The organism is Pseudomonas sp. P106(2024) (assembly GCF_057480815.1).
The window spans coordinates 81,057-105,903 of record NZ_JBLIYU010000018.1 but is presented as its reverse complement, the minus strand read 5'-3'; the positions used below and the strand labels follow the sequence as shown (position 1 = coordinate 105,903).

General features: G+C 64.6%; 23 protein-coding genes, 1 tRNA gene and 2 pseudogenes. 14 read left to right on the top strand and 12 right to left on the bottom strand.

The features are described from left to right. Positions 1 to 219: 219 nt before the first annotated feature. From AC25M7_RS22740 to AC25M7_RS22730, 3 genes and pseudogenes are all read right to left on the bottom strand, one after another. Positions 220 to 729, bottom strand: a pseudogene (locus tag AC25M7_RS22740) (methyl-accepting chemotaxis protein); the annotation flags it as partial. Between the two features lie 348 nt (positions 730 to 1,077). Continuing rightward, positions 1,078 to 2,127 (bottom strand): annotated as a pseudogene (locus AC25M7_RS22735) (methyl-accepting chemotaxis protein); the annotation flags it as partial. A gap of 275 nt (positions 2,128 to 2,402) precedes the next feature. Continuing rightward, positions 2,403 to 3,755, bottom strand: coding sequence for an APC family permease (locus tag AC25M7_RS22730; RefSeq protein ID WP_028692987.1), 1,353 nt, complete (start codon positions 3,753 to 3,755; stop codon positions 2,403 to 2,405). 429 nt (positions 3,756 to 4,184) lie between these two features. Here AC25M7_RS22730 and AC25M7_RS22725 point away from each other — a divergent pair, with 429 nt between their 5' ends. Then, positions 4,185 to 5,696: a YdgA family protein gene (locus AC25M7_RS22725; RefSeq protein ID WP_028692988.1), complete on the top strand. Its 1,512-nt coding sequence runs from the start codon at positions 4,185 to 4,187 to the stop codon at positions 5,694 to 5,696. Positions 5,697 to 5,931: 235 nt separating this feature from the next. Next, positions 5,932 to 6,990 (top strand): quinolinate synthase NadA, encoded by a 1,059-nt coding sequence (nadA, locus tag AC25M7_RS22720; RefSeq protein WP_028692989.1) that lies wholly within the window; start codon positions 5,932 to 5,934, stop codon positions 6,988 to 6,990. Positions 6,991 to 7,142: 152 nt separating this feature from the next. Here nadA and AC25M7_RS22715 read toward each other — a convergent pair whose 3' ends face one another. Next, positions 7,143 to 8,579: a M48 family metalloprotease gene (locus tag AC25M7_RS22715; protein WP_028692990.1), complete on the bottom strand. Its 1,437-nt coding sequence runs from the start codon at positions 8,577 to 8,579 to the stop codon at positions 7,143 to 7,145. A gap of 107 nt (positions 8,580 to 8,686) precedes the next feature. Here AC25M7_RS22715 and AC25M7_RS22710 point away from each other — a divergent pair, with 107 nt between their 5' ends. Then, complete coding sequence (locus AC25M7_RS22710; RefSeq protein ID WP_028692991.1) at positions 8,687 to 8,926, top strand: sulfurtransferase TusA family protein; 240 nt, start codon at positions 8,687 to 8,689, stop codon at positions 8,924 to 8,926. A 20-nt stretch (positions 8,927 to 8,946) separates the two neighbouring features. Further along, a complete protein-coding gene (locus AC25M7_RS22705) occupies positions 8,947 to 10,017 on the top strand; it encodes an AI-2E family transporter (protein WP_028692992.1) in 1,071 nt (356 codons plus the stop codon). A gap of 30 nt (positions 10,018 to 10,047) precedes the next feature. Here the strand turns inward: AC25M7_RS22705 and AC25M7_RS22700 are convergent, their stop codons facing one another. Both AC25M7_RS22700 and AC25M7_RS22695 read right to left on the bottom strand, forming a co-directional pair. Continuing rightward, entirely contained in the window at positions 10,048 to 10,521 is a 474-nt protein-coding gene (locus AC25M7_RS22700; RefSeq protein ID WP_028692993.1) for a peroxiredoxin, read from the bottom strand. 10 nt (positions 10,522 to 10,531) lie between these two features. Then, positions 10,532 to 11,092: a glycine cleavage system transcriptional repressor gene (locus tag AC25M7_RS22695; protein WP_028692994.1), complete on the bottom strand. Its 561-nt coding sequence runs from the start codon at positions 11,090 to 11,092 to the stop codon at positions 10,532 to 10,534. Positions 11,093 to 11,352: 260 nt separating this feature from the next. Here AC25M7_RS22695 and dapA point away from each other — a divergent pair, with 260 nt between their 5' ends. The 7 genes from dapA to AC25M7_RS22660 all read left to right on the top strand — a co-directional run bounded on the left by dapA (position 11,353) and on the right by AC25M7_RS22660 (position 16,015). After that, positions 11,353 to 12,240, top strand: a complete 888-nt coding sequence (dapA, locus tag AC25M7_RS22690; protein ID WP_028692995.1) for a 4-hydroxy-tetrahydrodipicolinate synthase — start codon at positions 11,353 to 11,355, stop codon at positions 12,238 to 12,240. A 17-nt stretch (positions 12,241 to 12,257) separates the two neighbouring features. Then, the gene (bamC, locus tag AC25M7_RS22685; RefSeq protein WP_028692996.1) at positions 12,258 to 13,373 is read left to right on the top strand and encodes an NlpB/DapX family lipoprotein; all 1,116 of its coding nucleotides are present in this window, start codon (positions 12,258 to 12,260) and stop codon (positions 13,371 to 13,373) included. Beyond that, positions 13,374 to 14,132, top strand: coding sequence for an MBL fold metallo-hydrolase (locus AC25M7_RS22680; protein WP_062360535.1), 759 nt, complete (start codon positions 13,374 to 13,376; stop codon positions 14,130 to 14,132). 29 nt (positions 14,133 to 14,161) lie between these two features. Then, positions 14,162 to 14,872 (top strand): phosphoribosylaminoimidazolesuccinocarboxamide synthase, encoded by a 711-nt coding sequence (purC, locus tag AC25M7_RS22675; protein ID WP_004375217.1) that lies wholly within the window; start codon positions 14,162 to 14,164, stop codon positions 14,870 to 14,872. 91 nt (positions 14,873 to 14,963) lie between these two features. Continuing rightward, positions 14,964 to 15,053: transfer RNA gene (locus AC25M7_RS22670), tRNA-Ser, on the top strand. Between the two features lie 228 nt (positions 15,054 to 15,281). Next, positions 15,282 to 15,761, top strand: a complete 480-nt coding sequence (locus AC25M7_RS22665; protein WP_069016385.1) for a hypothetical protein — start codon at positions 15,282 to 15,284, stop codon at positions 15,759 to 15,761. An 11-nt stretch (positions 15,762 to 15,772) separates the two neighbouring features. Beyond that, entirely contained in the window at positions 15,773 to 16,015 is a 243-nt protein-coding gene (locus AC25M7_RS22660) for a hypothetical protein (RefSeq protein ID WP_486971490.1), read from the top strand. A gap of 67 nt (positions 16,016 to 16,082) precedes the next feature. Here AC25M7_RS22660 and AC25M7_RS22655 read toward each other — a convergent pair whose 3' ends face one another. Next, the gene (locus AC25M7_RS22655) at positions 16,083 to 16,373 is read right to left on the bottom strand and encodes a DUF3077 domain-containing protein (protein ID WP_186597185.1); all 291 of its coding nucleotides are present in this window, start codon (positions 16,371 to 16,373) and stop codon (positions 16,083 to 16,085) included. A 28-nt stretch (positions 16,374 to 16,401) separates the two neighbouring features. Next, a complete protein-coding gene (locus AC25M7_RS22650; protein ID WP_069016387.1) occupies positions 16,402 to 16,638 on the bottom strand; it encodes a hypothetical protein in 237 nt (78 codons plus the stop codon). 491 nt (positions 16,639 to 17,129) lie between these two features. Here AC25M7_RS22650 and AC25M7_RS22645 point away from each other — a divergent pair, with 491 nt between their 5' ends. Further along, on the top strand, positions 17,130 to 17,321 hold the full coding sequence (locus tag AC25M7_RS22645; RefSeq protein WP_023630554.1) for a DUF4223 family protein: 192 nt from the start codon (positions 17,130 to 17,132) through the stop codon (positions 17,319 to 17,321). Positions 17,322 to 17,649: 328 nt separating this feature from the next. Further along, positions 17,650 to 19,287, top strand: a complete 1,638-nt coding sequence (gene mqo / locus AC25M7_RS22640; protein WP_062360541.1) for a malate dehydrogenase (quinone) — start codon at positions 17,650 to 17,652, stop codon at positions 19,285 to 19,287. A 90-nt stretch (positions 19,288 to 19,377) separates the two neighbouring features. Here mqo and AC25M7_RS22635 read toward each other — a convergent pair whose 3' ends face one another. Beyond that, a complete protein-coding gene (locus tag AC25M7_RS22635) occupies positions 19,378 to 19,713 on the bottom strand; it encodes an ArsR/SmtB family transcription factor (protein WP_028693003.1) in 336 nt (111 codons plus the stop codon). Positions 19,714 to 19,766: 53 nt separating this feature from the next. On the opposite strand from AC25M7_RS22635, the gene AC25M7_RS22630 reads away from it, so the two are divergent. Then, the gene (locus AC25M7_RS22630; RefSeq protein WP_088852722.1) at positions 19,767 to 20,858 is read left to right on the top strand and encodes an NADH:flavin oxidoreductase/NADH oxidase; all 1,092 of its coding nucleotides are present in this window, start codon (positions 19,767 to 19,769) and stop codon (positions 20,856 to 20,858) included. A gap of 102 nt (positions 20,859 to 20,960) precedes the next feature. On the opposite strand, the gene AC25M7_RS22625 is transcribed toward AC25M7_RS22630, so the two are convergent. The 3 genes from AC25M7_RS22625 to AC25M7_RS22615 all read right to left on the bottom strand — a co-directional run bounded on the left by AC25M7_RS22625 (position 20,961) and on the right by AC25M7_RS22615 (position 24,824). After that, on the bottom strand, positions 20,961 to 22,199 hold the full coding sequence (locus AC25M7_RS22625) for an NAD(P)/FAD-dependent oxidoreductase (RefSeq protein WP_028693005.1): 1,239 nt from the start codon (positions 22,197 to 22,199) through the stop codon (positions 20,961 to 20,963). Positions 22,200 to 22,202: 3 nt separating this feature from the next. Beyond that, on the bottom strand, positions 22,203 to 23,780 hold the full coding sequence (locus tag AC25M7_RS22620) for an aldehyde dehydrogenase (NADP(+)) (protein WP_069016390.1): 1,578 nt from the start codon (positions 23,778 to 23,780) through the stop codon (positions 22,203 to 22,205). Positions 23,781 to 23,876: 96 nt separating this feature from the next. Beyond that, complete coding sequence (locus AC25M7_RS22615; protein ID WP_069016391.1) at positions 23,877 to 24,824, bottom strand: dihydrodipicolinate synthase family protein; 948 nt, start codon at positions 24,822 to 24,824, stop codon at positions 23,877 to 23,879. Positions 24,825 to 24,847: the final 23 nt, after the last annotated feature.

The following is a 24,847-nucleotide window of genomic DNA, read 5'->3' as shown; positions in this document are numbered from 1 at the left end:
CGGGGTTCCCTCACTCCGGCCTTGCTCCCGGGAGGACCGCGCTGCAGGGCCCATCCTGGGCCCCAGCGCTTGACGGGCATCCATGCCCGTCACCTCCCTGCGCAAGGCCTGCGTTCGGCCTCCTGAAGTCGCGAAGTTACGGGCGGCGCCTGGACTGGCGTAGCTGTCGCTAGTGGGGAAGGGGTTAACCTTGCGATCAAGATCAAGATCAAACAACGGCTATACCCGGAACTGCTCCATCAACACCTGCTGCTGGTTGGCCAGACGGTTCAGCGCCTGGCTGATCCGCGCCGACTCGTCGGCCTGTCCGGCCAGCGACTCGGTCACATCACGTATCCCCGCCACGTTGCGGTTGACCTCCTCGGCCACGGCGCTCTGTTCCTCGGCCGCCGAGGCGATCTGCAGGTTCATGTCGGTGATCACCGCCACCGCCTCGCCGATCCGCTGCAGCGCCGGCAGCGTCTGTTCCATCTGCGCGGCGCTGTCCTGGGCCTGACGCTGGCCGGCGTGCATCGCGCCGACCACGTCCTGGGTGCCTTGCTGCAGCCCCTCGATCACCTGGCGGATCTCCTCCACCGAGACCTGCGTACGCTGGGCCAGGTTGCGCACTTCGTCGGCGACCACCGCGAAACCACGCCCTGCCTCTCCGGCGCGGGCGGCCTCGATGGCGGCGTTGAGCGCCAGCAGGTTGGTTTGCTCGGCGATGGCACGGATTACCTCGAGCACCGAGCCGATCTGCTCGCCGCGGCTTTCCAGGGCGCGCGCCTCTTCCATGGCCGCGTCCATGCCGCCGGCCAGTGCGCCAATCGCTTCACGGGTGGCGGACACCCGCGCCAGGCCGTCGCGGGTCGCCTGATCGGCGCCGCGCGCCGCTTGCGCTGCCTGGGCGGCATTGTGGGCGACGTCGTGGGCAGTGGCGCTCATCTCATTGGCGGCGGTGGCCACCTGCTCGATCTCGCGGTGCTGTTGCTGCATGCCGTCGCTGGTCTGGCTGGCGATCAGCGCCGACTGGTCGGCCGTACCACGGGCCTCTTGCAGGGAGCCCTTGAGCTGGGCGATCACCGGCTGGAGCTTGTCGAGGAAACGGTTGAACCAGCCGGTCAGCTGGCCCAGTTCGTCGTCGCGGGCGTAGTCCAGGCGACGGGTCAGGTCGCCTTCGCCACTGGCGATATCCTGCAGGCGGGCAGCCACGGCCAGGATCGGCCGGGTCACGCCGCGGGCAGTCAGCCACACCAGCAGCAGCCCCAGCACGGCGGCGCCCAGGCCGATCAGCAGGCTGACCAGGTTGGCGCTCTGGTTCTGGCTGTCCAGGCGCAGATTGAGGGCGACAGCGGGGGCCTGCAGCACTTGTTCAGGCAGCTCGAGCAGGACCTGCCATGGCGCCGCGCCGGGGATCGGGGTGAAAGGCCGGGAAATGCGCATGGTGCCGCCGTCCAGGCGCTCGACCGCCTGGCCGGCGCGCAGCGGGCCGAGCAGCGCGGTGGCGCTGGCGCCGAAGGCCTGCTGCAAGGTCTTGCTCAGTTGGCTGGCGTCCTGGCTGTGGCCGGCGAGCAGGCCCGAAGGGCTGACAATACTGACCTGGCCCTGTCCATCGAACAGCTCCTGGCGACCGGCCAGGCTCAGTTGCTGCAGGTTGTCCAGGCCGATGTCCAGGCCGACCACGCCCACCACCTTGCCGTTTTCCAGCAGCGGCAGGGCGATGCTGGTCATCAGCACCTGGTGGCCGTTGACCTCGTCGAAGTACGGGTCGAGCACGCAGGCCTTGGCGGTCTCCAGCGGGCAGGTCAGCCAGCGGTTGTAGGGCGAGCCGTTGGCACCGATGCTGGTGTCGGCGAGCATCGACTCCGGCATTGCCTCCACCTCGAGGGTACCGGTGCCGGGCTGCGACCAGTACAGGGAGAAGCGGCCGCTGTCGTTGCTGCCGTTGTCGGCCTGGCCGACGAAGCGAGCATCCTGATGATCCAGGGCGTTGGGCTGGAACACGAGATAGAGGCCGATCAGGTCGGCGTTGCCAGCCAGGGCGGCGCGCGCCTCGCGGCTGAGGTCGGCGCGCAGGTCACTGCCGCCACGGGCCTTGAGCGCCTGCACCAGGCGGGCGAAGCCGTTGCCGTACTGGTAGGCGTCCATGAAGTAGCGCTGGATACGCAGGGCCTGGGTCTCGCCGTGGGCCTGCAGGCGCAGGCGGGCGCTGTGGTCGAGCAGCTCGGTGTTGGCCAGGAACACCTGCTCGGCGCTGCGTCGGGCCTGGGTGAGCGAAGTGGCCACCAGCAGGGCGACGATGGCCAGCAGGCACAGACCGGCGAGCAGGGTGATCTTCCACTGGATGGAGAGACGGCGCAGCAACATGGGCTTTTCCTTCTCGGGCAAACAGGACGCCCGCGGTCAGGCGGGCGTCGGCGGGGTCAGTCGGCGATGCAGTTCGGTGGCGCTACCCTGAAGGCCTTGGTCAGCCAGGCCAGGTAGAGCACGCCAAGCAGGGCCCAGACACCGCCGAACAACAGCGAGTGTTCGTTCAGGTCCAGCCACAGCGAGACAATGATGCAGAAGCCTATCGTCGGCGCCACCAGATACTTGAGGTTGTTCGTCAGGCCCTTGTTCTGGCCCTCGCGGATGTAGCAGTGGTTGATCACCGACAGGTTGACGAAGCTGAACGCCACCAGCGCGCCGAAGTTGATCACCGAGGTGGCGGTGACCAGGTCGAAGAAGATTGCCGACAGCGAGATCAGGCCGACCACGGCGATGTTCAGCACTGGGGTCTTGTAGCGCGGGTGCAGGCGGGCGAACACACCGGCCGGGATCACGTTGTCACGACCCATCACGTACAGCAGGCGCGACACGCTGGTCTGCGAGGCCAGGCCCGAGGCGATGGTGTTGATCACCGTGCAGGCGATGAAGATCGACTGGAACAACTTGCCGCCGACGTACAGGGCGATTTCCGGCAGGGCCGCCTCCTGGTCGTGGAAGCGTGCCATGGTCGGGAAGTAGGCCTGGATGAAGTAGGACACGCCGATGAACACCACGCCGCCGATCAGCGCGGTGAGGAAGATCGCCCGTGGGATGGTCTTGCCCGGGTCGCGAGTCTCTTCCGACAGGCAGGTCACCGCGTCGAAGCCCAGGAACGAGAAGCACAGGATGGTCGCACCGGCGGCGAGGGCGGCGAACTGGGTCTGGTCGTCGGCGAACGGCACCAGGCTCCAGGCGGTGCCCAGCCCCTCGCCGTGGCCCAGTCCACGCCAGCACAGGTAGATGAACACGCCGATGATCGCCACCTGCACGGCGACGAACAGCAGGTTGAAGTGCGCCACCAGGTTGACGCTGCGCATGTTGATCAGGCTGATCAGGGTGACGAACCCGGCCACCCATACCCAGGCCGGTACCTCGGGGAACATTGCCGATAGGTAGAGCTTGGCCAGCAGCGCGTTGACCATGGGCAGCAGCAGGTAGTCCAGCAGCGACGACCAGCCCACCAGGAAGCCCACGTGCGGGTTGATGGCGCGTTGGGTGTAGGTATAGGCCGAGCCCGACTGTGGGAAGCGCCGCACCAGGGTGCCGTAGCTCACGGCGGTGAACAGGATACCGGCCAGGGCCAGGAGGTAGGCGCTGGGTACATGTCCGGCGGTGATGCCGGAGACGATGCCGAAGGTGTCGAAGACGGTCATCGGGGTGAGGTAGGCCAGGCCGATGATCACCACATGCCAGAGGCGCAGGGACTTGCGGAACTGGGTGTTGCCGGGGGCGCTGTGGTCAGGCTGCATGCGGGCGCTGCTCCTTGATCGAAACAACGGGCACGGCAGATGACGGGCACGACAAGGTCGAGCGGATGGGCTCCATGTTGTTCACCTTTTATGTTGGAGCTGCGGGGTGCGCGAAATAAACAACGATGGTCGTTTGAGTGTCAAGTTAAACATGACAGAGTGCCAAACGGATGGGAGGTTAATCGGTTTATTTGGCCGTTATGCAGCGCTTTTGGCCGATTGAGCAGATCGTAAGTCGATTTTGATGTTCGTAAAAATTTACAAGCCTTGTTCCGGTGAGCTCCGTGCCCGGCGGTGTGGCGACAGACAAAATGCCTCACGCATTACCGCGTGGGCCGGGTGCCAGTGGTATTCTTGCCATCTCCAGCGCGGCCTCGTTTCCGTGGACCGCTCCAACGATCTCCCTATGGACAGCAATCGGTTCTATTCATGAAGAAATCAGTAGGCATCCTTTCCGGTCTGGCCGTGGCCATCGCCGTCGCAACCACCGCTGGCGCCTGGTACACCGGCAAGCAGCTGCCCGCGGAGCTGGAACGCTCCGTCGCCCGCGGCAACGAAGAGCTGAAGAAAGCCCTGGCCGGCAACGGCGGCAGCATGACCATCGAACTGGTCTCGCTGGACCAGCACTTCTTTACCAGTACCGCGCACTACCGCCTGAAGGCCGAGAACGTCCAGCTCGGCGAAGCCGAGGCATTGAACTTCCAGGTGGGCGTGACCGACCAGATCGAGCACGGCCCGTTCCCCTGGTCGCGGGTCAAGGCCTTCAAGCTGATGCCGGTCATGGCCACCAGCAACAGCGCGCTGGACAAGGATGACTTCACCAGCGGCTGGTTCACCGCCGCCGGCGACAAGTCGCCGGTCACCGCCCAGGTCAGCCTCGGTTACGGCGGCAGCGTCGACAGCGACATTCGCCTGGCGCCGGTCACGCTCAAGGAAGACGGCGGCAATGTCCTGGACTTCTCCGGCCTGCAGCTCAAGCTGCGCGGCGACCGTGAAGGCAAGGCGGTGGAGATCCACAGCAGCGCCGAGCACCTCGAGCTGAACTTCGTCGACGAGCAGCAGGCGCCAGTGAAGATCCTGCTCAACGGTTTCAAGGCCGGTGGCAAGCTCAGCGAGACCGCCCATGACATGGTCTATGTCGGCAACTTCGATCTGGCCCTGGCCGACACCCAGGTGACCTTCGGGCCGAAGCAGGAAGTGCTGGTGCTCAAGGGCCTGCAGCAGAACAACCTGTACAACGCCGAGGGCGAGGCCAAGGACAAGCTGGCCGGGCGCCTGGAATACAAGGTCGATGAGATCAGCTACGCCGGTCGCAAGGTGGGCAGCGCGGAAATGGTCCTGACCATGAAATCCATCGACATCCCGGCCATGCAGGCGTTGATGGAGTGGTACCAGACCCAGCTGCCGCAGATGCAGCAGGCCGCCGCCGATGGCGAGGCGCCGTCGCTGGAAATGACCCCCGAGGAGCAGGCCAAGGTTCAGGGTGACCTGCAGAAGCTGCTGGTGGCCAAGCCGCAGGTGGCGGTGGAGAAGCTGGCGTTCAAGACCGCCAATGGCGAGAGCCGCTTCAACCTGGCGATGGACTTTGCCAGCCCGAGCTCGTTCGACCTGCCGCCTGATCAGTTGGGCAAGCAGTTGCTGACGCAACTGAAGGCCAAGCTCAGCGTTTCCAAGCCGATGGTCGCCGACCTGGCCACCTTGCAGGCGCTGCTTGAGGGTGAGACCGATGCCCAGGCCATCGCCCAGCAGTCCAGCCAGGCCGGTGAAATGGTCGGCATGATGGCGCTGCAGAGCGGCATGGCCACGGTGCAGGGCAGCGACGTGGTGTCGAGCCTGCAATACGCCGACGGCATGGTCGACTTCAACGGCAAGAAGATGACTGTCGAAGAGTTCGCCATGCTGATCAGCGGCCACCTGGCCGCGCTCCAGCCGCAGGGCTGATCCCTCAGGCAGACCCGCTCCCGTCGTCTTCGTGGGAGCGGGCTTGCCCCGCGATGGGCCCTCCCCGCAAAAACCCCTTTTGCATCCCTCCGATTGCCTGTAGCCTTCGCGTCCGATAAGAATCCGCGCCCGCAGAGGGGCCGAGACGCTGGCCGTCCGGCACCATTAGCCGATCTGCCAGGGCCGGGTGATACACTCGACTGACGCGCTCAAGCGCCCCGCAGGTCCAGCGATCATGACCCAGATTTCCGAACGCCTGTTGGTCCAGGCCCACCTCGATGCCAAGCAGCCCAACCCGCTGACGCCCGCGCAGGAGGCCGAATACCGTGCGGCCATCGCCTCCGAGCTGAAAAAGCAGAATGCCGTGCTCGTGGCCCACTACTATTGCGACCCGGTGATCCAGGCCCTGGCCGAGGAAACCGGCGGCTGTGTGTCCGACTCGCTGGAGATGGCGCGCTTCGGCAAGAACCACCCGGCCGAGACCGTGGTGGTGGCGGGTGTGCGTTTCATGGGCGAAACCGCGAAGATCCTCACCCCGGAAAAACGCGTGCTGATGCCTACCCTCGAGGCGACCTGCTCCCTCGACCTCGGTTGCCCGGTCGAGGCGTTTTCGGCGTTTTGCGACCAGCATCCCGAGCGTACCGTGGTGGTCTATGCCAACACCTCCGCTGCGGTGAAGGCCCGTGCCGACTGGGTGGTGACCTCCAGTTGCGCGTTGGAGATCGTCGAAAGCCTGATGGACAACGGCGAGACCATCATCTGGGGCCCTGACCAGCACCTGGGCCGCTACATCCAGAAGCAGACCGGTGCCGACATGCTGCTGTGGGACGGTGCCTGCATCGTTCACGAAGAGTTCAAGTCGCGCCAGCTGGCCGACATGAAGGCGCTGTACCCGGACGCGGCGATCCTGGTCCATCCGGAGTCCCCGGAAGCGGTGATCGAGCTGGCCGACGCGGTGGGCTCCACCAGCCAGCTGATCAAGGCGGCGCAGACCCTGCCGAACAAGACCTTCATCGTCGCCACCGACCGCGGCATCTTCTACAAGATGCAGCAGCTGTGCCCGGACAAGGAGTTCGTCGAGGCGCCGACCGCCGGCAATGGCGCGGCCTGTCGCAGCTGCGCGCATTGCCCGTGGATGGCGATGAACACCCTGGAGCGCACGTTGGACTGCCTGCGCAAGGGCAGCAACGAGATCTTCGTCGAGCCTGCGCTGATTCCCAAGGCGATCAAGCCGCTGAACCGCATGCTCGATTTCACCCAGGCGGCGCGGTTGAAGTTGTCGGGCAACGCCTGAAGCAAGGTGAGCATCATCCTGTGGGAGCGGCCTTGTGTCGCGAAAGGGCCGCACAGCGGCCACAAGATGTTCAGGTTCACGCAGGAAACAGGGGCCGCTTCGCGGCCCTTTCGCGACACAAGACCGCTCCTACAGCGTGATCAGTGCCAGGCCTAGCGCCCCATCATCTCCTTGACCATTCGCTGCTGCTCCATGATCTCGCGCTGGCGCTGGTCGATCTGCGAGGCCAGCGGGAAGTTGCTGCCCGAGCGGCGCTTGGCGTAGTCGAGCTGCTGGATCGCCTGGTCGAAATCGCCGACCAGGGTGAAGTACTCGGCGCGGGCACGGTGCAGGCCGATGGTGTTGCCCGACAACCCGCGCACTTCGGCAACGTCGTACCACACGTCCGGGTCGTCGGGTCGATTCTTGACCAGGTCGTCCAGCACCTTTTCCGCTTCGGCCGGCTTGTTCTGCTTGATCAGCAGGTCGGCGCGCACCTGTTTCAACGGATAGTTGGCCGGGTACAGCGCCTGCATGCGCTGGGCGCGTTGCTGGGCATCGGCCAGGCGGTTGTTGGTGATGTCCAGGTCGATCTGCGCGAGGTTGTAGGTAATGTCGTTGGGCGCCTTGGCCAGCAGCGGCTTGAGGTTCTCCCGCGCTTCGTTGAGCTGGCCGCCCTTGATCTGCGCCAGCGCCAGGCCATAGCGCGCGGCGTCCATCTGTGGATTCTCGTCGAGCTGGGCGCGGAAGCGCTTGGCGGCCAGGCCCGGGGTGCCTTCGTAGGTGAGCTGTACCCGCGCACGGATCAGCTGGTAGCGCAGGCTATCCTCGACGCCACCTTTGGGCGCCTGCTCGGCGCGGTTGCGGGTGTCGGCAATACGTGATTCGGTGACCGGGTGAGTCAGCAGGAACTCCGGCGGCTTGGCATCGTAGCGGTACTGGCGGGCCAGGCGTTCGAACATGCTGGGCATGTTGCGCGGATCGTAGCCGGCCTTCTCCAGGTTGAGGATGCCGATGCGGTCGGCCTCCTGCTCGTTTTGCCGTGAGAAGCGCCGCTGCTCCTGGATCGCGGCGGCCTGGGTGCCAGCGATCACGCCGATGCCGGCATCGCCACCACCACCCGCGGCCAGGACGATACCGGCCAGCAGGGCCGCCATCATCGGCAACTGCATGCGCTGCTGGGCCTCGACGCCGCGGGCGAAGTGGCGTTGCGACAAGTGCGCCAGTTCGTGAGCCAGTACCGAGGCGTATTCACCCTCCGATTGCGCATTGAGGAACAATCCGCCGTTGACGCCGACGATACCGCCCGGGGCAGCGAAGGCGTTGAGCTCCTTGCTGTCGATGAGGATGAACTCCAGGCGCCTGTCCTGCAGCTGGCTGGTCTCGGCCAGCTTGTACACGGTGGTCTCGACGTAGTCCTTGAGCTGCGGGTCGTTCAGCTGGTTGACCTGGCCGCGCAACAGGCTCAGCCAGGCGCGGCCGAGCTGGTGTTCCTGTTGCGGCGAGACGATCGCGGAGCTGGCGTCGCCCAGTGACGGCAGGTCGTCGGCGTGGCCGGGAAGGGCCATCAGGCAGGCCAGCGTCAACAGGGTGGGGCGCAGTAGATTCATGCAGAAGCTCGCGTCGGTCAAAAGCCTTACTGTAGCCGGGTCGCGCGATGCCGACCAGTGGCGGTATCCTACCGGACCTTTCTATCCATACCCCGGAGACGCGCCCGATGAGTGATACCCCGACCAGCGACGCCGAGCTCGACGCCAGCGGGCTGAACTGCCCGTTGCCGCTGCTCAAGGCCAAGATGGAACTCAATCGCCTGGCCAGTGGCGCGGTGCTCAAGGTGATCGCCACCGACGGCGGCTCCCAGCGCGACTTCCGCACTTTCGCCCAACTGGCCGGCCATACGCTGCTGCATGAAACGGCCGAGGCCGGCGTTTACACCTACTGGCTGCGCAAGGCCTGAGTCTTTTCCAAGGATCGTCAATGTTCAAAGTGCTTCGCGACTGGATGCAGCGCTACTTCTCCGACGAGGAGGCCGTGGTGCTGGCGGTCCTGCTGTTCCTGGCCTTCACCGTGGTGCTGACCCTGGGCGGCATGCTCGCGCCGGTGCTGGCGGGCATGGTCCTGGCGTTTCTCATGCAGGGCCTGGTCAATGCCCTGGAGCGCTTGAAGGTGCCGTCCAGGCTGGCGGTCTGGCTGGTGTTCGCCCTGTTCATGGGTGCGCTGGCAGTGTTCATGCTGGTGCTGGTGCCGCTGCTCTGGCATCAGCTGATCACCTTGTTCAACGAGTTGCCGGGGATGCTCGGCAAGTGGCAGTCGTTGTTGCTGCTGTTGCCCGAGCGCTATCCGCACCTGGTGTCGGATGAGCAGGTGCTGCGTGCCATCGAATCGGTGCGCGGCGAGATCGGCAAGTTCGGCCAGTGGGCGCTGACCTTCTCGCTGTCGAGCCTGCCGTTGCTGGTCAATGCGATGATCTACCTGGTGCTGGTGCCGATCCTGGTGTTCTTCTTCCTCAAGGACCGCGAGCTGATCGGGCGCTGGGTCAGCGGCTACCTGCCGCGCGAGCGTACGCTGCTAAACCGGGTGGGCGACGAGATGAACCGGCAGATCGCCAACTACATTCGCGGCAAGGGCATCGAGATCCTGATCTGCGGGATTGCCACCTATATCGCCTTCATCAGCCTTGGCCTCAACTATGCCGCCTTGCTGGCGCTGCTGGTGGGCCTGTCGGTGGTGGTGCCGTATGTCGGCGCGGTGGTGGTAACGGTGCCGGTGACGCTGATCGCGCTGTTCCAGTGGGGCTGGGGCGATCAGTTCATCTACCTGATGGCGGTGTACGCGATCATCCAGGCACTCGATGGCAACGTGCTGGTGCCGCTGCTGTTCTCCGAGGCAGTGAGTCTGCACCCGGTGGCGATCATCTGCGCGGTGCTGCTGTTCGGCGGGCTGTGGGGGTTCTGGGGGATCTTCTTCGCGATCCCGCTGGCGACGCTGTTCAAGGCGGTGCTGGATGCCTGGCCGCGGCAGGACAGGTCTGTGGCGCCGATGCTGTAGGTCTGGGGCTGCTTTGCAGCCCCAACGATCTCAAGCCTTGTTGAGGTTCTGCGCCGCCACCAATACGGCATCCACATGCCCCGGCACCTTCACTGCGCGCCATTCCTGGCGCAGCACACCGTCCTTGTCGATCAGGAAGGTGCTGCGGTCCACGCCCAGATACTCCTTGCCGTACAGCTTCTTCAGCTTGATCACGTCGAACAGCTGGCACAGTGCTTCGTCCTTGTCGCTGATCAGCTCGAAGGGAAACGCCTGCTTGGCCTTGAAGTTCTCGTGCGACTTGATGCCATCGCGCGACACGCCGAACACCACGGTGTTGGCCGCCTGGAACGCCGCGTATTGGTCGCGGAAGCCCTGGCCTTCGGTGGTGCAGCCCGGGGTGCTGTCCTTGGGATAGAAGTACAACACCACCTGCTGGCCCTTCAGGTCGGCAAGGCTGACGGTCTGGCCGCTGGTGGCCTGGACCTGGAAATCGGCGACGGGTTGGTCGAGTGCTACGGCCATGGGAGCTTCCTTACATGGGGTTCTGTGGGCGCCACGGTTCGATCAGCGCGTCCAGGTTCAGGGCGTCGGCGAAGTCGAGGAACTGATCGCGCAGCCAGCTGATCTGGGTGCCGGCCGGCAGGATTACGGTGAACTGGGCGTTGAGCATGCTGCTGCCGGTCTGCGGCGCGAGGTAGGTGTCGCAGGTCATCGCTTCGAGCTCGACGCGGTGGTCGAGGAAGAACTGGCACAGCTCGTTGATGATGTCCGGGCGATAGGCGGCGCTGACGTAGGCCACATAAGGCAGGGCCTGCGGGCGTACTTCCTGGTCGGCGCTGCGCACCACGTCCAGGGTCAGGCCGTGCTTCTTGCCCAGGCCCGGCAGGGTGGCTTCGAGGCGGGCCAGGGCATCCCAGCTGCCGCCGACCTGCAGCACCAGGGCGCTGGTCTCGCCGTGGCGCGACAGACGCGAGGTGACTACCGCGCAGCGGTTGTCGAAGGCCGCGCGGCTGAGAACGTTGGCCAGCTCCATGGGGTTGGGGCCCAAGGCGCTGATGACGAGAAATTGTTCGCGAACGGTGGGGGTGGACATGCAGCATTCCTAAAGCGATGAGCGGTCGGTGCAGGACGGGGGCAAGCCTCCTGCATCAGCAGGGCCCGGGCCGGTTTTGGCGGCTGTGGACGCAGGCCGGTAGCACTGTCGACGGCCCGGCGGGCCGTGCTGCACCGATCAAAGGATCAAGGGTAGCGAAAAGCGGCGCGAAGGGGAATGCTCCGCCCGCCTGCTTCGCTTGTGCAAGGCCGATGGCGCCAGTACCATTACCGCTCTCTTTTTCCGGCAGGAGCAGTTACATGATTGCGGGCAGTATGGTGGCATTGGTCACTCCCATGGATGCACAAGGGCGTCTGGACTGGGACAGCCTCGACAAGCTTGTAGACTTCCACCTGGAAAACGGCACCCACGCGATCGTAGCTGTCGGCACCACCGGCGAGTCCGCCACGCTGGATGTCGAAGAGCACATCCTGGTCATCAAGCACGTGGTCGAGCGGGTCAAGCACAGCAACAAGCGGATCCCGGTAATCGCCGGTACCGGTGCCAACTCCACTGCCGAAGCCGTGCACCTGACCAAGAACGCCAAGAATGCCGGCGCCGACGCCTGCCTGCTGGTGGTCCCGTACTACAACAAGCCGACCCAGGAAGGCCTGTACCAGCACTTCAAGCACATCGCCGAAGCCGTCGACATCCCGCAGATCCTCTACAACGTCCCCGGCCGCACCTCCTGCGACATGCAGGCCGACACCGTGATCCGCCTGTCGAAGGTCAAGAACATCATCGGCATCAAGGAAGCCACCGGCGACCTGGTCCGTGCCAAGGCCATCCTGGACGGCGTCGACAAGGACTTCATCGTCCTGTCCGGCGACGATCCGACCGCCGTCGAGCTGATCCTGATGGGCGGCAAGGGCAACATCTCCGTCACCGCCAACGTCGCCCCGCGCGAAATGGCCGATCTGTGCGAGGCCGCCCTTGAGGGCAATGCCGAGAAGGCTCGCGCGATCAACGAAAAACTCATGCCGCTGCACAAAGACCTGTTCTGCGAAGCCAACCCGATTCCGGTGAAATGGGCGCTGGTGGAAATGGGCCTGATGCAGCAGGGCATCCGCCTGCCACTGACCTGGCTGAGCGAAGGCTGTCACGAAAAAGTCCGTACTGCCTTGCGCCAGTCCGGCGTACTGGTTTAATCGAGGAAGTACACCGCATGAAGCGACTGGCTGGTCTTTCCGCTCTCGCCCTGATCATCTCCAGCACCAGCGGGTGCGGCTGGCTGTGGGGCGAGGATGGCTATTTCCGCGACCGTGGCAGCGACTACCTGCAGGCGCAACCGACCGCGCCGATGCAGCTGCCGCCGGACGCCAGCAACGTCAAGCGCCTGGATCCGCTGCTGCCGATCCCGCGCAACGTGGCCGACGATCGCGCCACCGGCGAGTTCGAGGTACCCCGTCCACAGCCGCTGTCGGCCACCGCCGACATCAGCGATTTCAGCCTGCAGCGCAGCGGCAACAGCCGTTGGGTGCTGGCCCAGCGCTCGCCCGCCGAAGTCTGGCCGGTGACCCGCCAGTTCTTCGAGGACAACGGTTTCCGCATCGCTGAAGAGCGCCCGCAGACCGGTGAATTCAACACCACCTGGCAGCGCTTCGACGAGCTGTCGGCCTCCCTCGGCCAGCGCTTGGCCAGCACCTCCAGCAGCCCGGACAGCGAAGTGCGCGTGCGGGTGCGCATGGAGCCCGGCGTGCAGCGCAACACTTCCGAGGTGTATGTGGTCAGCGTCGAGCGTCCGGCCGGCAGCACTGCCGAGCCTGATTTCCCGTCCGCCTCCAGCAACACCGGCACCGACGCCCTGCTGGTCGACGAAATGCTCGCCAGCATGAACCGCAGCGCCGAGAAGGGCGGTTCGGTCTCGCTGCTGGCCGCGCGCGACTTCGATGCCCCGAGCCAGGTCAGCCTGAGCGAGGACGGCAGCGGCAACCCGGTGCTGTTCCTGGGTTCCGACCTGGACCGCGCCTGGTCTGGCGTCGGCCGCGCCCTGGAGCAGGGCGAGTGGCGTGTCGAGGACATCAACCGCAGCCTGGGCCTGTACTACATCAACCTGTCCGAGAAGCCCGACGACAAGCAGAAGGAGCCTGGCTTCTTCAGCCGCCTGTTCGGCAGCGAGCCGAGCAAGGAAGAGCGTGAAGCCCGTGCCGAGCGCTACCAGGTGCGCCTGAGCAAGGTCGGCGAAAACGTCCAGGTGACCGTCGAGAAGAACATCAACACCGTGGCCCCGGCCGATGTCGCCCGCCGCGTGCTGAGCGCGATCCAGGACCACCTGGGCTAAGTGCGCTTCGCGGTTCTAGGAAGCGGTAGCCAGGGAAACGGCACGCTCGTCGCCAGTGGTGATACCTTCATCCTGGTCGATTGCGGCTTTTCCCTTCGCGAGACCGAGCGGCGCCTGGCGCTGCTCGGGGTGGCGGCCACGCAGTTGAGCGCGGTGCTGGTGACCCACGAACATGCCGACCACGTGCATGGGGTGGGGTTGCTCTCGCGCCGCTACAATGTACCGGTCTATCTCAGCCAGGGCACATTGCGCGGCATGCGCAAGCCGGTCGAGGTGGCCGGTTTTCTCGGTTGTGGCGATGTGCTGCAGATCGGCGATCTGCAGGTCAGCGCGGCACGGGTCGAGCATGATGCCTACGAGCCGCTGCAGTACGTGATCAGCGATGGTCGTCGGCGCTTTGGCATGCTCACCGACCTGGGTAGTTACGACGCGCGGCTGTTGGAGCGCTATCAGGGGCTCGATGCCCTGCTGATCGAGGCCAACCACTGCCGCGACCTGCTGGCCCGTGGGCACTACCCGCACTTTCTCAAGCTGCGGGTCGGCGGCAGCCAGGGACATTTGAACAACCACCAGGCCGCGAGCCTGGTGGCCGAGTTGGGCTGGCAGAACCTGCAGCACCTGGTGCTGGCCCACCTCAGCAGCAAGAACAACCTGCCACATCTGGCCCGCCAGTGCTTCGTCGACGCCCTCGGGTGCGACCCGGACTGGCTCCAGGTGGCGAATCAGGATCATGGGCTCGACTGGCGTCAAATCGCCTAGCCCACCCACTCAAGCAAGCGGAGCCCATCATGGAAAAACGCGACGAACTCTACCGCGGCAAGGCCAAATCGGTTTACAAGACCGACGACGCCGACCGCTTGATCCTGCTGTTCCGTAACGACACCTCGGCGTTCGACGGCAAGCGCATCGAACAACTGGATCGCAAGGGCATGGTGAACAACAAGTTCAATGCCTTCATCATGCAGAAGCTCGAAGAAGCCGGCGTGCCGACCCAGTTCGACAAGCTGCTGGGCGACAACGAGTGCCTGGTGAAGAAGCTCGACATGATCCCGGTCGAGTGCGTGGTGCGCAACTACGCCGCCGGCAGCCTGGTCAAGCGCCTGGGCGTGGAGGAGGGCATCAAGCTGGAGCCGTCCACCTTCGAGCTGTTCCTGAAGAACGACGAAAAGGGCGACCCCTTCATCAACGAATCCCACGTTGTCGCTTTCGGCTGGGGCACCGCCGAGCAGCTGGCCGAGATGAAGAAGCTGTCGCTGAAGGTCAACGAAGTGCTGAGCAAGCTGTTCGACGACGCAGGCCTGCTGCTGGTCGACTTCAAGCTGGAGTTTGGCGTGTTCCACGGCCAGATCGTCCTGGGCGACGAATTCAGCCCGGACGGCTGCCGCCTGTGGGACAAAGAGACCCGCAAGAAGATGGACAAGGACCGCTTCCGTCAGGGCCTGGGCGACGTGATCGAAGCCTACGAAGAAGTTGCCAAACGCCTGGGCGTGCCGCTGTAAGCGGCGCGTTCACGCAAGCGCCTGATACCACGCGAATTTTTTTCAAAAAAGGTTTGCCAGAAACGAAATCGCTGGTATGATGCGCGCCATTGGAGAGATGCCGGAGTGGTCGAACGGGACGGATTCGAAATCCGTTGTACTGGCAACAGTACCTAGGGTTCAAATCCCTATCTCTCCGCCATACATGGAAAAGCCCCGAGATTAATGTCTCGGGGCTTTTTTCATTGCCCGTGTTTTTTATGGCAACTTGCTGATAGCGTGCGTCAGCACCGGGTCCGCGGTCCTGAAAAAAGGAATACCGGCAGCAGGAAAACCGCGGGCCTTCGGCGCTTGCTGGCAACCTGCCATGATTTGCAGCGGCGCTGCTCTCGTAGAGAATCGCGACCTTTGTTTCGTAAGGACGCGTGCAATGAAGTTCGAGGGTACTTTTCAATACATGGGTAATCACGGGATCGTCTTCAACGTCTCGCAGATCACCCTGACCGACAGCGAGCGCGGGCGATTGCGCGAGCTGCATTTTGGCGAAGCGAAGAGTGCCCACTACGAGGTCAACAGCAAGGTGGTCGAGGTGTACGACAAGATGCTGGCCAAAGGGCTGCCGTGCGTGATGAAGATCGGTATCTCCAAGCCGCTGACCCGCCAGCAGGGCGATACCCTCAATGCCCAGCGCACCAAGGTTGCCAACCTTGCCGCCTCGGCGTTCGCCGCCGCCGCCAGCTCTGTAGCCTCTCCTTACGTTGGCGTGCCGGTGGGCGCGGGGGTGCGTGCCTATGCCAATGACGTCTTGCCTACCTACCATGCTGGCGATGTGCTGGTCAGCATCGAGGCGCAGGTCAATGGCGGCATCGGTCCGCAGCACTCCACTTCGACCCTGATCATCAAGACCTGAGGGAGGCGCCTGTGTCCGAAATTACCTATGCGGTCATCGGCCTGTTGCTTTATGGCATGCTGGATCGGTTCCTCAGGCCTTACCCGTTGCGCAAGTGGCTGGGGGTGGCGCTGGTGGTGATTGGTGTCGTCGGTTGCATCATTGTTAGCCAAGCCCGTTTGTTCGGGTTGGACCTGGGATTGCTGTCGGTCCTTGCCACGGGGTTGGGCGTGGGCCTGTTCGTCAGGCGGCGGCGATTCGAACAGCTTGGTTGATGCGATAAAGGTCTTTACCGATATCTTTGCTGAAAGCCCCGTAGTTCGCGCTACGGGGCTTTTTGCATCAAACAGCGGGGCAGTTCGTCACTGCGTGAGAGACATCTTGCGACAGTGCTTTGGCCATGCCGGTGAGGTAGTGGGCGGCGGCTAACAAAGTAGGCGCGTTCTTCAGATCCTGAGTCAGTGCGATATCGCTCAGGGTGTAGGCGCAGGTTATCAAGTGGGTGGATTGTTCCAGGGCATAGTCCATGGGGTGGCCAGCAACGACCTGGAACAGTGGAGTTTCGTTGTCGACTTCACCGCTTTCGCCAAAGCTGCCGATGCCCACGGTGGTGATGCGCTTGTCTTGAGTCATGCCGGTTCTCCTTGTTCTCAGGGCGCGATCAATGCCTTGCCTGTACACGGCTCAGGGCCATTTCGACCAAGCTGCGTGCGCTGTCGATTTCGTGCACGGCGGTCAGGGCCATGACCTGGCCCGGCGGCTTGGTGTGGATCATGGCGGCGTGCTGGGCGGCGGTGAGGGCGCAGACGAGATACTCGGCGATCTGGACGAGCAGGTCCTCGAGGGTATGAGGGGAGTCGGATGCTTGTAGCGGAGGGTCGGGGACAATTTTTATCATGGTAGTAACCTGAGCAATTAGGGGCGTCCACCACAAGCTGTCAAACCAATGGAGGCAGCTGTACGTAGGTTGACAGACCGAGGCTCAGGTTCCCGGCGCACACGAATGTGCCCCACGCACAACTGCCATAAAGCAGCCATTGCGTTCTGAGCTACGGCCTGTCAAAGCCGGTCGTTGAGTTGGCAACGACGGGTCGAGACTAAGTCGCAGATCGAGCAGCTGCAACGGCTTGAATGGGGAAAAAGTGTGCTTGGGAAATGGACTACAGGGAATCAGGAAAGTCTGATGAAAATCTGTAGGAAGCTGAAAGGAATTACCCGCCTGTAACGTTTTAGCAAATAGTTCAACCCGCTAGTTGCCGTGCCAACAACTTGTTAGTTGACCCCTGTCAACTAGTGCACCTGTACTAACGCCTTTCATTCTCACCGCCCTTTCCCGTATGATCCGCGCGCCATCCGTTTGATGGTGGATCATGGACTTAAAGGATTTTTATGAAAAAGCTGATCAAAGCTACTGTCGCTGTTGCTGTCGTTTCGGGCGTTGCCCTGCTGTCCGGTTGCACTGGCCAAGTCTACAACCAGCCTAAGAACTGCTCGTACGACTACCTGTTCCACCCATCGGTTTCCATCTCCAAGATCATCGGCGGCTGCGGCCCGATCGATAAACTGCCTCAGCAGCAGTAACCTTGGAAATACCCTGATCGGGTCGTTCACGGCCTGATCCAAGACCCCCGACCATGGATGTGGCCGGGGGTTTTTGTTTGGGGGGGGCGCGGTGGCTTGTCGCGTGGCAACCTGTCGTCTTGACGCCCCGACCCGCGTTTGTTTGTGCTGGCAATTCGGTTACAATCCGTAAATCGTTTCAGCCTTGTCGGTCAATCCGACCAAAGGCTGGCGCGTCCAATGTCTCTCTGGCTGCTGAACAATGATCACAACAAGCCTGCGCTGAAGAACATGGAATACCTGGGCCAGCCACAGGCCCACCCTCCGTTCTACTGACTGGAATCGATCAATGTTCAAGAAAGCTGGCAAGACCTTGCTGGGTCTGGCAGTCGCGGCGAGCTTCATGCAAGCGCACGCCGAAGACACCAAGAAAGTCGACGTGCTGCTGGTTGGCGGCGGCATCATGAGTTCCACCCTGGCGGTCTGGCTCAACGAGCTGGAGCCGAGCTGGTCGATGGAAATGGTCGAGCGCCTGGACGGCGTCGCCGAAGAAAGTTCCAACGGCTGGAACAACGCCGGTACCGGCCACTCCGCGCTGGCCGAGCTGAACTACACCCCGGAAGACAAAGACGGCAAGGTCAACATCACCAAGGCCATCGAGATCAACGAGTCGTTCCAGATCTCCCGTCAGTTCTGGGCCTGGCAGGTACGCCAGGGCGTGCTGAAGAACCCGCACTCGTTCATCAACACCACCCCGCACATGAGCTTCGTCTGGGGCGATGACAACATCAAGTTCCTGAAGAAGCGCTACGACGCCCTGCAGGCCAGCCCGCTGTTCCGTCCGATGCAGTACTCGGAAGACCACGCGCAGATCGCCAAGTGGGTCCCGCTGATGATGGAAGGCCGTGACCCGAACCAGAAGCTGGCCGTGACCTGGACGCCGATCGGCACCGACGTCAACTTCGGTGAGATCACCCGTCAGTTCGTCGGTCACCTGAAGACCAAGGAAAACTTCGACCTGAAGCTGTCCAGCGAAGTGCAGGACATCACCCGCAACGAAGACGGCTCCTGGCACGTCGAGTACAAGAACCTGAAGGATGGCACCGAGCACGCCACCGACGCCAAGTTCCTGTTCATCGGTGCCGGCGGCGGCGCGCTGAAGCTGCTGCAGAAGTCGGGCATCCCGGAAGCCAAGGAATACGCAGGCTTCCCGGTGGGCGGCTCGTTCCTGGTGACCGAGAACCCGACCGTTGCCATGCAGCACATGGCCAAGGCCTACGGCATCGCCTCGACTGGCGCGCCACCCATGTCGGTTCCGCACCTGGACACCCGCGTGCTGGACGGCAAGCGCGTGATCCTGTTCGGGCCATTCGCCACCTTCTCGACCAAGTTCCTGAAGAACGGTTCGTACCTGGACCTGCTGAGCAGCACCACCACCCACAACGTCTGGCCGATGGCCCGCGTCGGCATCGATCAGTACCCGCTGGTCGAGTACCTCGCCGGCCAGCTGATGCAGTCCGACGACGACCGTTTCGCCGCCCTGCAGACCTACTTCCCGAACGCCAAGAAGGAAGACTGGAAACTGTGGCAGGCCGGTCAGCGCGTGCAGATCATCAAGCGTGATGCCGACAAGGGCGGCGTGCTGAAGCTGGGCACCGAGGTCGTGGCTTCCGAAGACCGCACCATCGCCGGCCTGCTGGGCGCCTCGCCAGGTGCCTCGACCGCCGCGCCGATCATGCTCAACGTGCTGGAAACCGTGTTCAAGGAGAAGGTCGCCACCCCTGAGTGGCAGGCCAAGATCAAGGAGATCGTCCCGAGCTACGGTACCAAGCTGAACGATTCGGCCGCCGCCACCCAGAAAGAGTGGGACTACACCGCCGAAGTCCTGCAACTGGAGAAGCCGCCGGTGATCGACCAGAGCGTCAAGACCAGCGTGGCGCCAGCCGCACCGGTCGAGAGCAAGCCTGCGAACGACATGGCGCTGTAAGGCCCCTACTTGCCGGGCTTGCCCGGCAACACCCACCACGAGGATCGCCCCTGGCGGCCTCGTGGTTTTTTTGTGCCTGGATTCAGGGGCTCAACGCTGCTCGAGGATACTGCCCAGCAACCCCGGAAAGCGGCTTTCGAGTTCTTCGCTGCGCAGTGAGTTCATGTGCGTGGTACCAACGTTGCGAGTGTGCACCAGCCCTGAATCGCGCAATACGCGAAAGTGATGGGACATGCTCGACTTGGGCCGGCCGCCGTCCAGCTCACCGCAGCTGGCTTCGGCAACACCGGCCAGATGGCGGACGATTTCCATGCGCACAGGGTCGCTCAGGGCGTAGAGCAGGCGCTCCAGTGTCAGGTCTTCGGGGTTGGGGTGGGTATAGGCTCGCATGGACGACATGATAACGGGGGTTTCACAAATTGCCATAGTTCGAATATGATCGAACAATCGTATCCAACCCCCGTCCCTGGAGTGACCTCATGGCCGCCTTGTTCGAACCCTACACCCTCAAAGACGTCACCCTGCGCAACCGCATTGCCATTCCGCCGATGTGCCAGTACATGGCCGAGGATGGCCTGATCAATGACTGGCACCAGGTGCATTACGCGGGCCTGGCCCGTGGTGGCGCCGGCCTGGTGGTGGTCGAGGCCACGGCGGTGTCGCCGGAAGGGCGCATCACCCCCGGCTGCGCCGGCATCTGGAACGACGCCCAGGCCCAGGCCTTCGTGCCTGTGGTCAAGGCGATCAAGGCCGCCGGTTCCGTGCCGGGCATCCAGATCGCCCACGCCGGTCGCAAGGCCAGTGCCAACCGCCCCTGGGAAGGTGATGACCATATCGCCGCCGACGATGCCCGTGGTTGGGACACCATTGCCCCGTCTGACATCGCCTTTGGCGGCCACCTGCCGAAAGTGCCCAAGGCCATGACCCTGGACGATATCGCCCGGGTCAAGCAGGACTTCGTCGATGCCGCGCGCCGTGCCCGCGATGCCGGCTTCGAGTGGATCGAGCTGCACTTCGCCCACGGCTACCTGGGCCAGAGCTTCTTCTCCGAGCACTCCAACCAGCGTACCGACGCCTATGGCGGCAGCTTCGACAACCGCACGCGCTTCCTGCTGGAAACCCTGGCCGCGGTACGTGAGGTGTGGCCGGAGCACCTGCCGCTGACCGCTCGCTTTGGCGTGGTGGAGTACGATGGGCGTGACGAGCAGACCCTGCTGGAGTCCATTGAACTGGCCCGTCGCTTCAAGGCTGGCGGCCTCGATCTGCTGAGCGTCAGCGTCGGCTTCACCATTCCCCAGACCAACATCCCGTGGGGCCCGGCATTCCTGGGGCCGATCGCCGAGCGGGTGCGCCGCGAGGCGAAGTTGCCGGTGACCTCGGCCTGGGGCTTTGGCACGCCGGAGCTGGCCGAGGGCGCGTTGCAGGCCAATCAGCTCGACCTGGTGTCGGTGGGGCGTGCGCACCTGGCTGATCCGCACTGGCCATATGCCGCCGCCAAGGCCCTGGGCGTGGACAAGGCGGCGTGGACGCTGCCGGCGCCTTATGCGCATTGGCTTGAGCGGTATCGCTGAGTGAGGCTGGGGCCGCTTTGCGGCCCTTTCGCGACCCAAGGCCGCTCCCACAGGGAACGCGCAGGCCTTGCACCGCGAAAGAGGCGCAAGGCCCCGGCAATCTCAGAACCGATCCAACTGGTATGCTTGTTCCACTTCGGCCCCCGCAGCCAACCGCCCCACCCACTCCGCCGTCACCGCCGCCTGGGTCAACCCCAGGTGCTGATGCCCGAACGCTAGCAGCACCTTGCCATCGGCCACTCGGTCGATCACCGGCAGCGAATCCGGCAACGAAGGCCGGAACCCCATCCACGGCGTCGCCCCCTCGGCATCCAGCTCGCGCCGGAACAAGCCCTTGCTCAACCGATGCAGTTGCCACGCCCGCTGCATGCTCGGCGGCGCCTCGAGTCCGGCGAATTCCACCGTGCCGGCCAGGCGCAGGCCGTCGGCCATGGGCGTCATGATGAACTTGCGCTCCAGCGAGGTGACGGCGAACGGCAGGCGCTGGTGCTCCGCCGGCAGCATCAGGTGGTAGCCGCGCTCGGTATCCAGCGGTACCCGCCGACCGGTCAGGGCGGCCGTGAGTCTCGCCGAATGTGCCCCGGCACTGATCAACACCTGGCGGGCCTCGAGGGTGCCCTGGTCGCTGGCGAGGCTGATGCCCTGGCCATGCACCTGGCCGCCATCGACCTCGGCGCGCAGGAAGCGTACGCCACTGGCCCTGGCGGCGCTGAACAGTTCGCAGACTACCTGGTAGGGGTCGAGGAAGTGACCGGTGCGCGGGAAGAACAGGCCACCCAGGATCGACGGACTCAACTGCGGTGCCGCTTCGCTTACCGCCTCAGCCGACCACAGGTCCACGGGCACGGCCTGTGCCTGCAGGCGGGCGCGCAACGCCGCGAGCGCCTGGCGCGATGCGTGGCGTTCGAACACCAGCAGTGAACCGTCCTCCTTGAGCAGGTGGCTGCGCTCGATGGAGGCGAGCAGCCGTTGCCAGGCGCCGAGGCTGCTTTCGTTCAGCGCACGAAGGCCCGCGACGCTGCGCTGGAACGGCGCCGGTCGCAGGTTGAGCAGCAGGCGGGTGAACCAGGGAAGGGCCCGTGGCAGGTACTTCCAGTCCAGGCGCAGCGGGCCCATCGGGTCCAGCAGCATGGCCGGCAGGCGCTTGAGAATCGACAGGTCGGCGATGGGAAACACCTGCTCGGTGGCCAGGTGCCCGGCATTGCCAAAAGACGCACCGTGGCCCGGTGCCTGGCGATCGATCAGCAGCACCCGGTGGCCCTGGCGGGCCAGCTGCAGGGCGCAGGCGACGCCGACAATGCCGGCGCCGACCACGGCGATGTCCGTGTCAGTGGCGGTCATGGTTCAGCCTTCCCGCCGGCCATCGAGCAAGCGGCGCAGGTGCAGCGGGTTGCCCTGTTGCAGCGCAGTGGGCAGCAGAGCATCGGGGAAGTCCTGGTAGCACACCGGGCGCAGGAAACGCAGGATCGCCGCGGTGCCCACCGAGGTGCCGCGGGTGTCGGAGGTGGCCGGGAACGGGCCGCCGTGGACCATCGCGTCGCACACCTCGACGCCGGTCGGCCAACCGTTGATCAGGATCCGCCCGGCCTTGCGTTCGAGGGTGGGCAGCAGTTGGCGGGCGCAGTCGAGGTCGGCGGCGTCCAGGTGCAGGGTGGCGGTCAGTTGCCCTTCCAGATGCTCGGCAACCTGACGGACTTGCTCGTCGCTGTCGCAGGCGACCACCAGCGAGGCGGCGCCGAACACTTCGGCCTGCAGCGCCGGATCGGCGAGAAACGCCTGGGCCGAGGTGACGAACAGGTGCGCTTGGCACTGGTTCGGGCCGTGATGGGGCTGGCCGCTGGCGATCTGGCGGGCATTGCCGTTCTCACCCAGCGCGGCGACGCCATTGGCATAGGCGCTGGCAATGCCCGGGGTGAGCATGGTCTGCGCCGCGGCTTGCCGGACATGCTCGGCGGCGGTGCTGATGAAACGTTCGAGTGCTGGACCCTGGCGGGCGATCAATAGCCCGGGGTTGGTACAGAACTGGCCGGCACCCTGGGTCAGCGAAGCGACGAAGGTTTGGGCCAGAGATTCCGCTCGGTCCTGCAGGGCGGCGTCGAAGAGGAACACCGGGTTGATCGAGCTCATTTCGGCATAGACGGGGATTGGCTCGGCACGTTCCTGGGCGGCCTGGCACAGCGCGAGGCCGCCACTGCGCGAGCCGGTGAAGCCGACGGCCTTGATGCGCGGGTCGCTGACCAGACCGATACCGACCTCGCGGCCGGCGCCGTACAGCAGCGAGAACACGCCTTCGGGCAGCTCGCACTTCGCGACTGCCCGGGCCACGGCCTGGCCGACCAGCTCGCTGGTGCCGGGGTGGGCGCCATGGGCCTTGACCACCACCGGGCAACCGGCGGCCAGTGCCGAGGCGGTGTCGCCGCCGGCCACCGAGAAGGCCAGCGGGAAATTGCTGGCGCCGAACACCGCCACCGGGCCCAGGGCAACCTGTCGTTGGCGCAGGTCGGGACGTGGCAGTGGCTGGCGCTCGGGCAGGGCGTTGTCCACCCGTACATCCAGCCATTCACCGGCCCGCACCACGCGAGCGAAGGTGCGCAGTTGCGCGCAGGTGCGGCCGCGCTCGCCCAGCAGACGCGCCTTGGGCAGGCCGGTCTCGGCGTTGGCGCGGTCGATCAGGGCATCGCCCAGGGCTTCGATCTGCTCGGCGATGGTGTCGAGAAAGTGGGCGCGTTGTTCGGAGGTGGTTTCGCGGTAGGCATCGAATGCCGCCCAGGCCAGGTCGCAGGCCTGGGTTAGCTGTTCGGCGCTGGCGCCGGCGTAGGGTGGGGCGAGCGGGGTGTCGGTGGCCGGGTCGATGGCATGGATCGCGGCCTGGGTGCCTGTGACGGCGCGCTGGCCGATCAGTAGATTGCCGGTGAGGGTCATGGGGCGTCCTGGAGAATCTGGATAAGGTCTGGACCTGTTGGGGGCGCCATGCGCCCCTTTCGCGACACAAGGCCGCTCCCACAGGAGTTGCGGTGATCAGGCGATGTTCTGCTCGGCCGACCAGCTGGCGTACCAGGTGCGGAACAGCGCGTACTGCTGTTCGGCGTAGTGCCGCTGGGCGTCGGTGAGGGCGTCGGTTTCGTTGAAGTGCAGGCGGTACTCGCTGTCGCCGTTGAGCACCATCAGGTGCTTGTAGTACAGCACCAGGTCGCAGCCTTCATCGAACGACGACAACACCGCCAGCGCCGACTCCAGCTCCCGAGCCTGGCGCCGGGCCTTGGCATCGCCCTTGGCGGCGCGCTTGCTCAAGCTGACCAGTTGCAGCACTTCACGGGGCAGCGCGTTGCCGATGCCGGTGATGGCGCCGGTGGCGTTGCAGTTGACGAAACCGTGCACCACTTGGGTGTCGACGCCGACCATCAGGGTCACATCATCGTCCTGGGAGGTGATGTGCTCGGCGGCGTAGCGCAGGTCGGCGGCGCCGCCGAACTCCTTGAAGCCGATCAGGTTGGGGTACTCGCGACGCAGGGCGAAGAACAGGTCGGCGCGGGTGGCGAAACCGTAGTAGGGGCTGTTGTAGATCACCGCTGGCAGCTTCGGCGCGGCGGCGAGGATCGCCGAGAAGTGGTGTTGCTGGGCGGTCAGCGATGCGCCACGGGACAGCACCCGGGGGATGACCATCAGGCCGGCGGCGCCGACCTTGGCGGCGTGGGATGCGTGGGACACAGCCTCGCGGGTGTTCACCGCACCGGTGCCGACGATGGTCGGGATGCCGGCGGCGACCAGGCGCGCGACGCCCTCCTGGCGTTCGGCCTCGTTCAGCAGCGGCCAGTCGCCCATCGAGCCGCAGTACACCACGGCGCTCATGCCGGCGTCGATCAGTTCGCGGCCCTTGCGCACCAGGGCGTCGAAGTCCGGTTTTCGCTCGGCGGTGCAGGGGGTCATCAGGGCGGGCATGGTGCCGGTGAAGATGTTGTCGGTCATGGTTGTCACTCCTGGCGGTATTC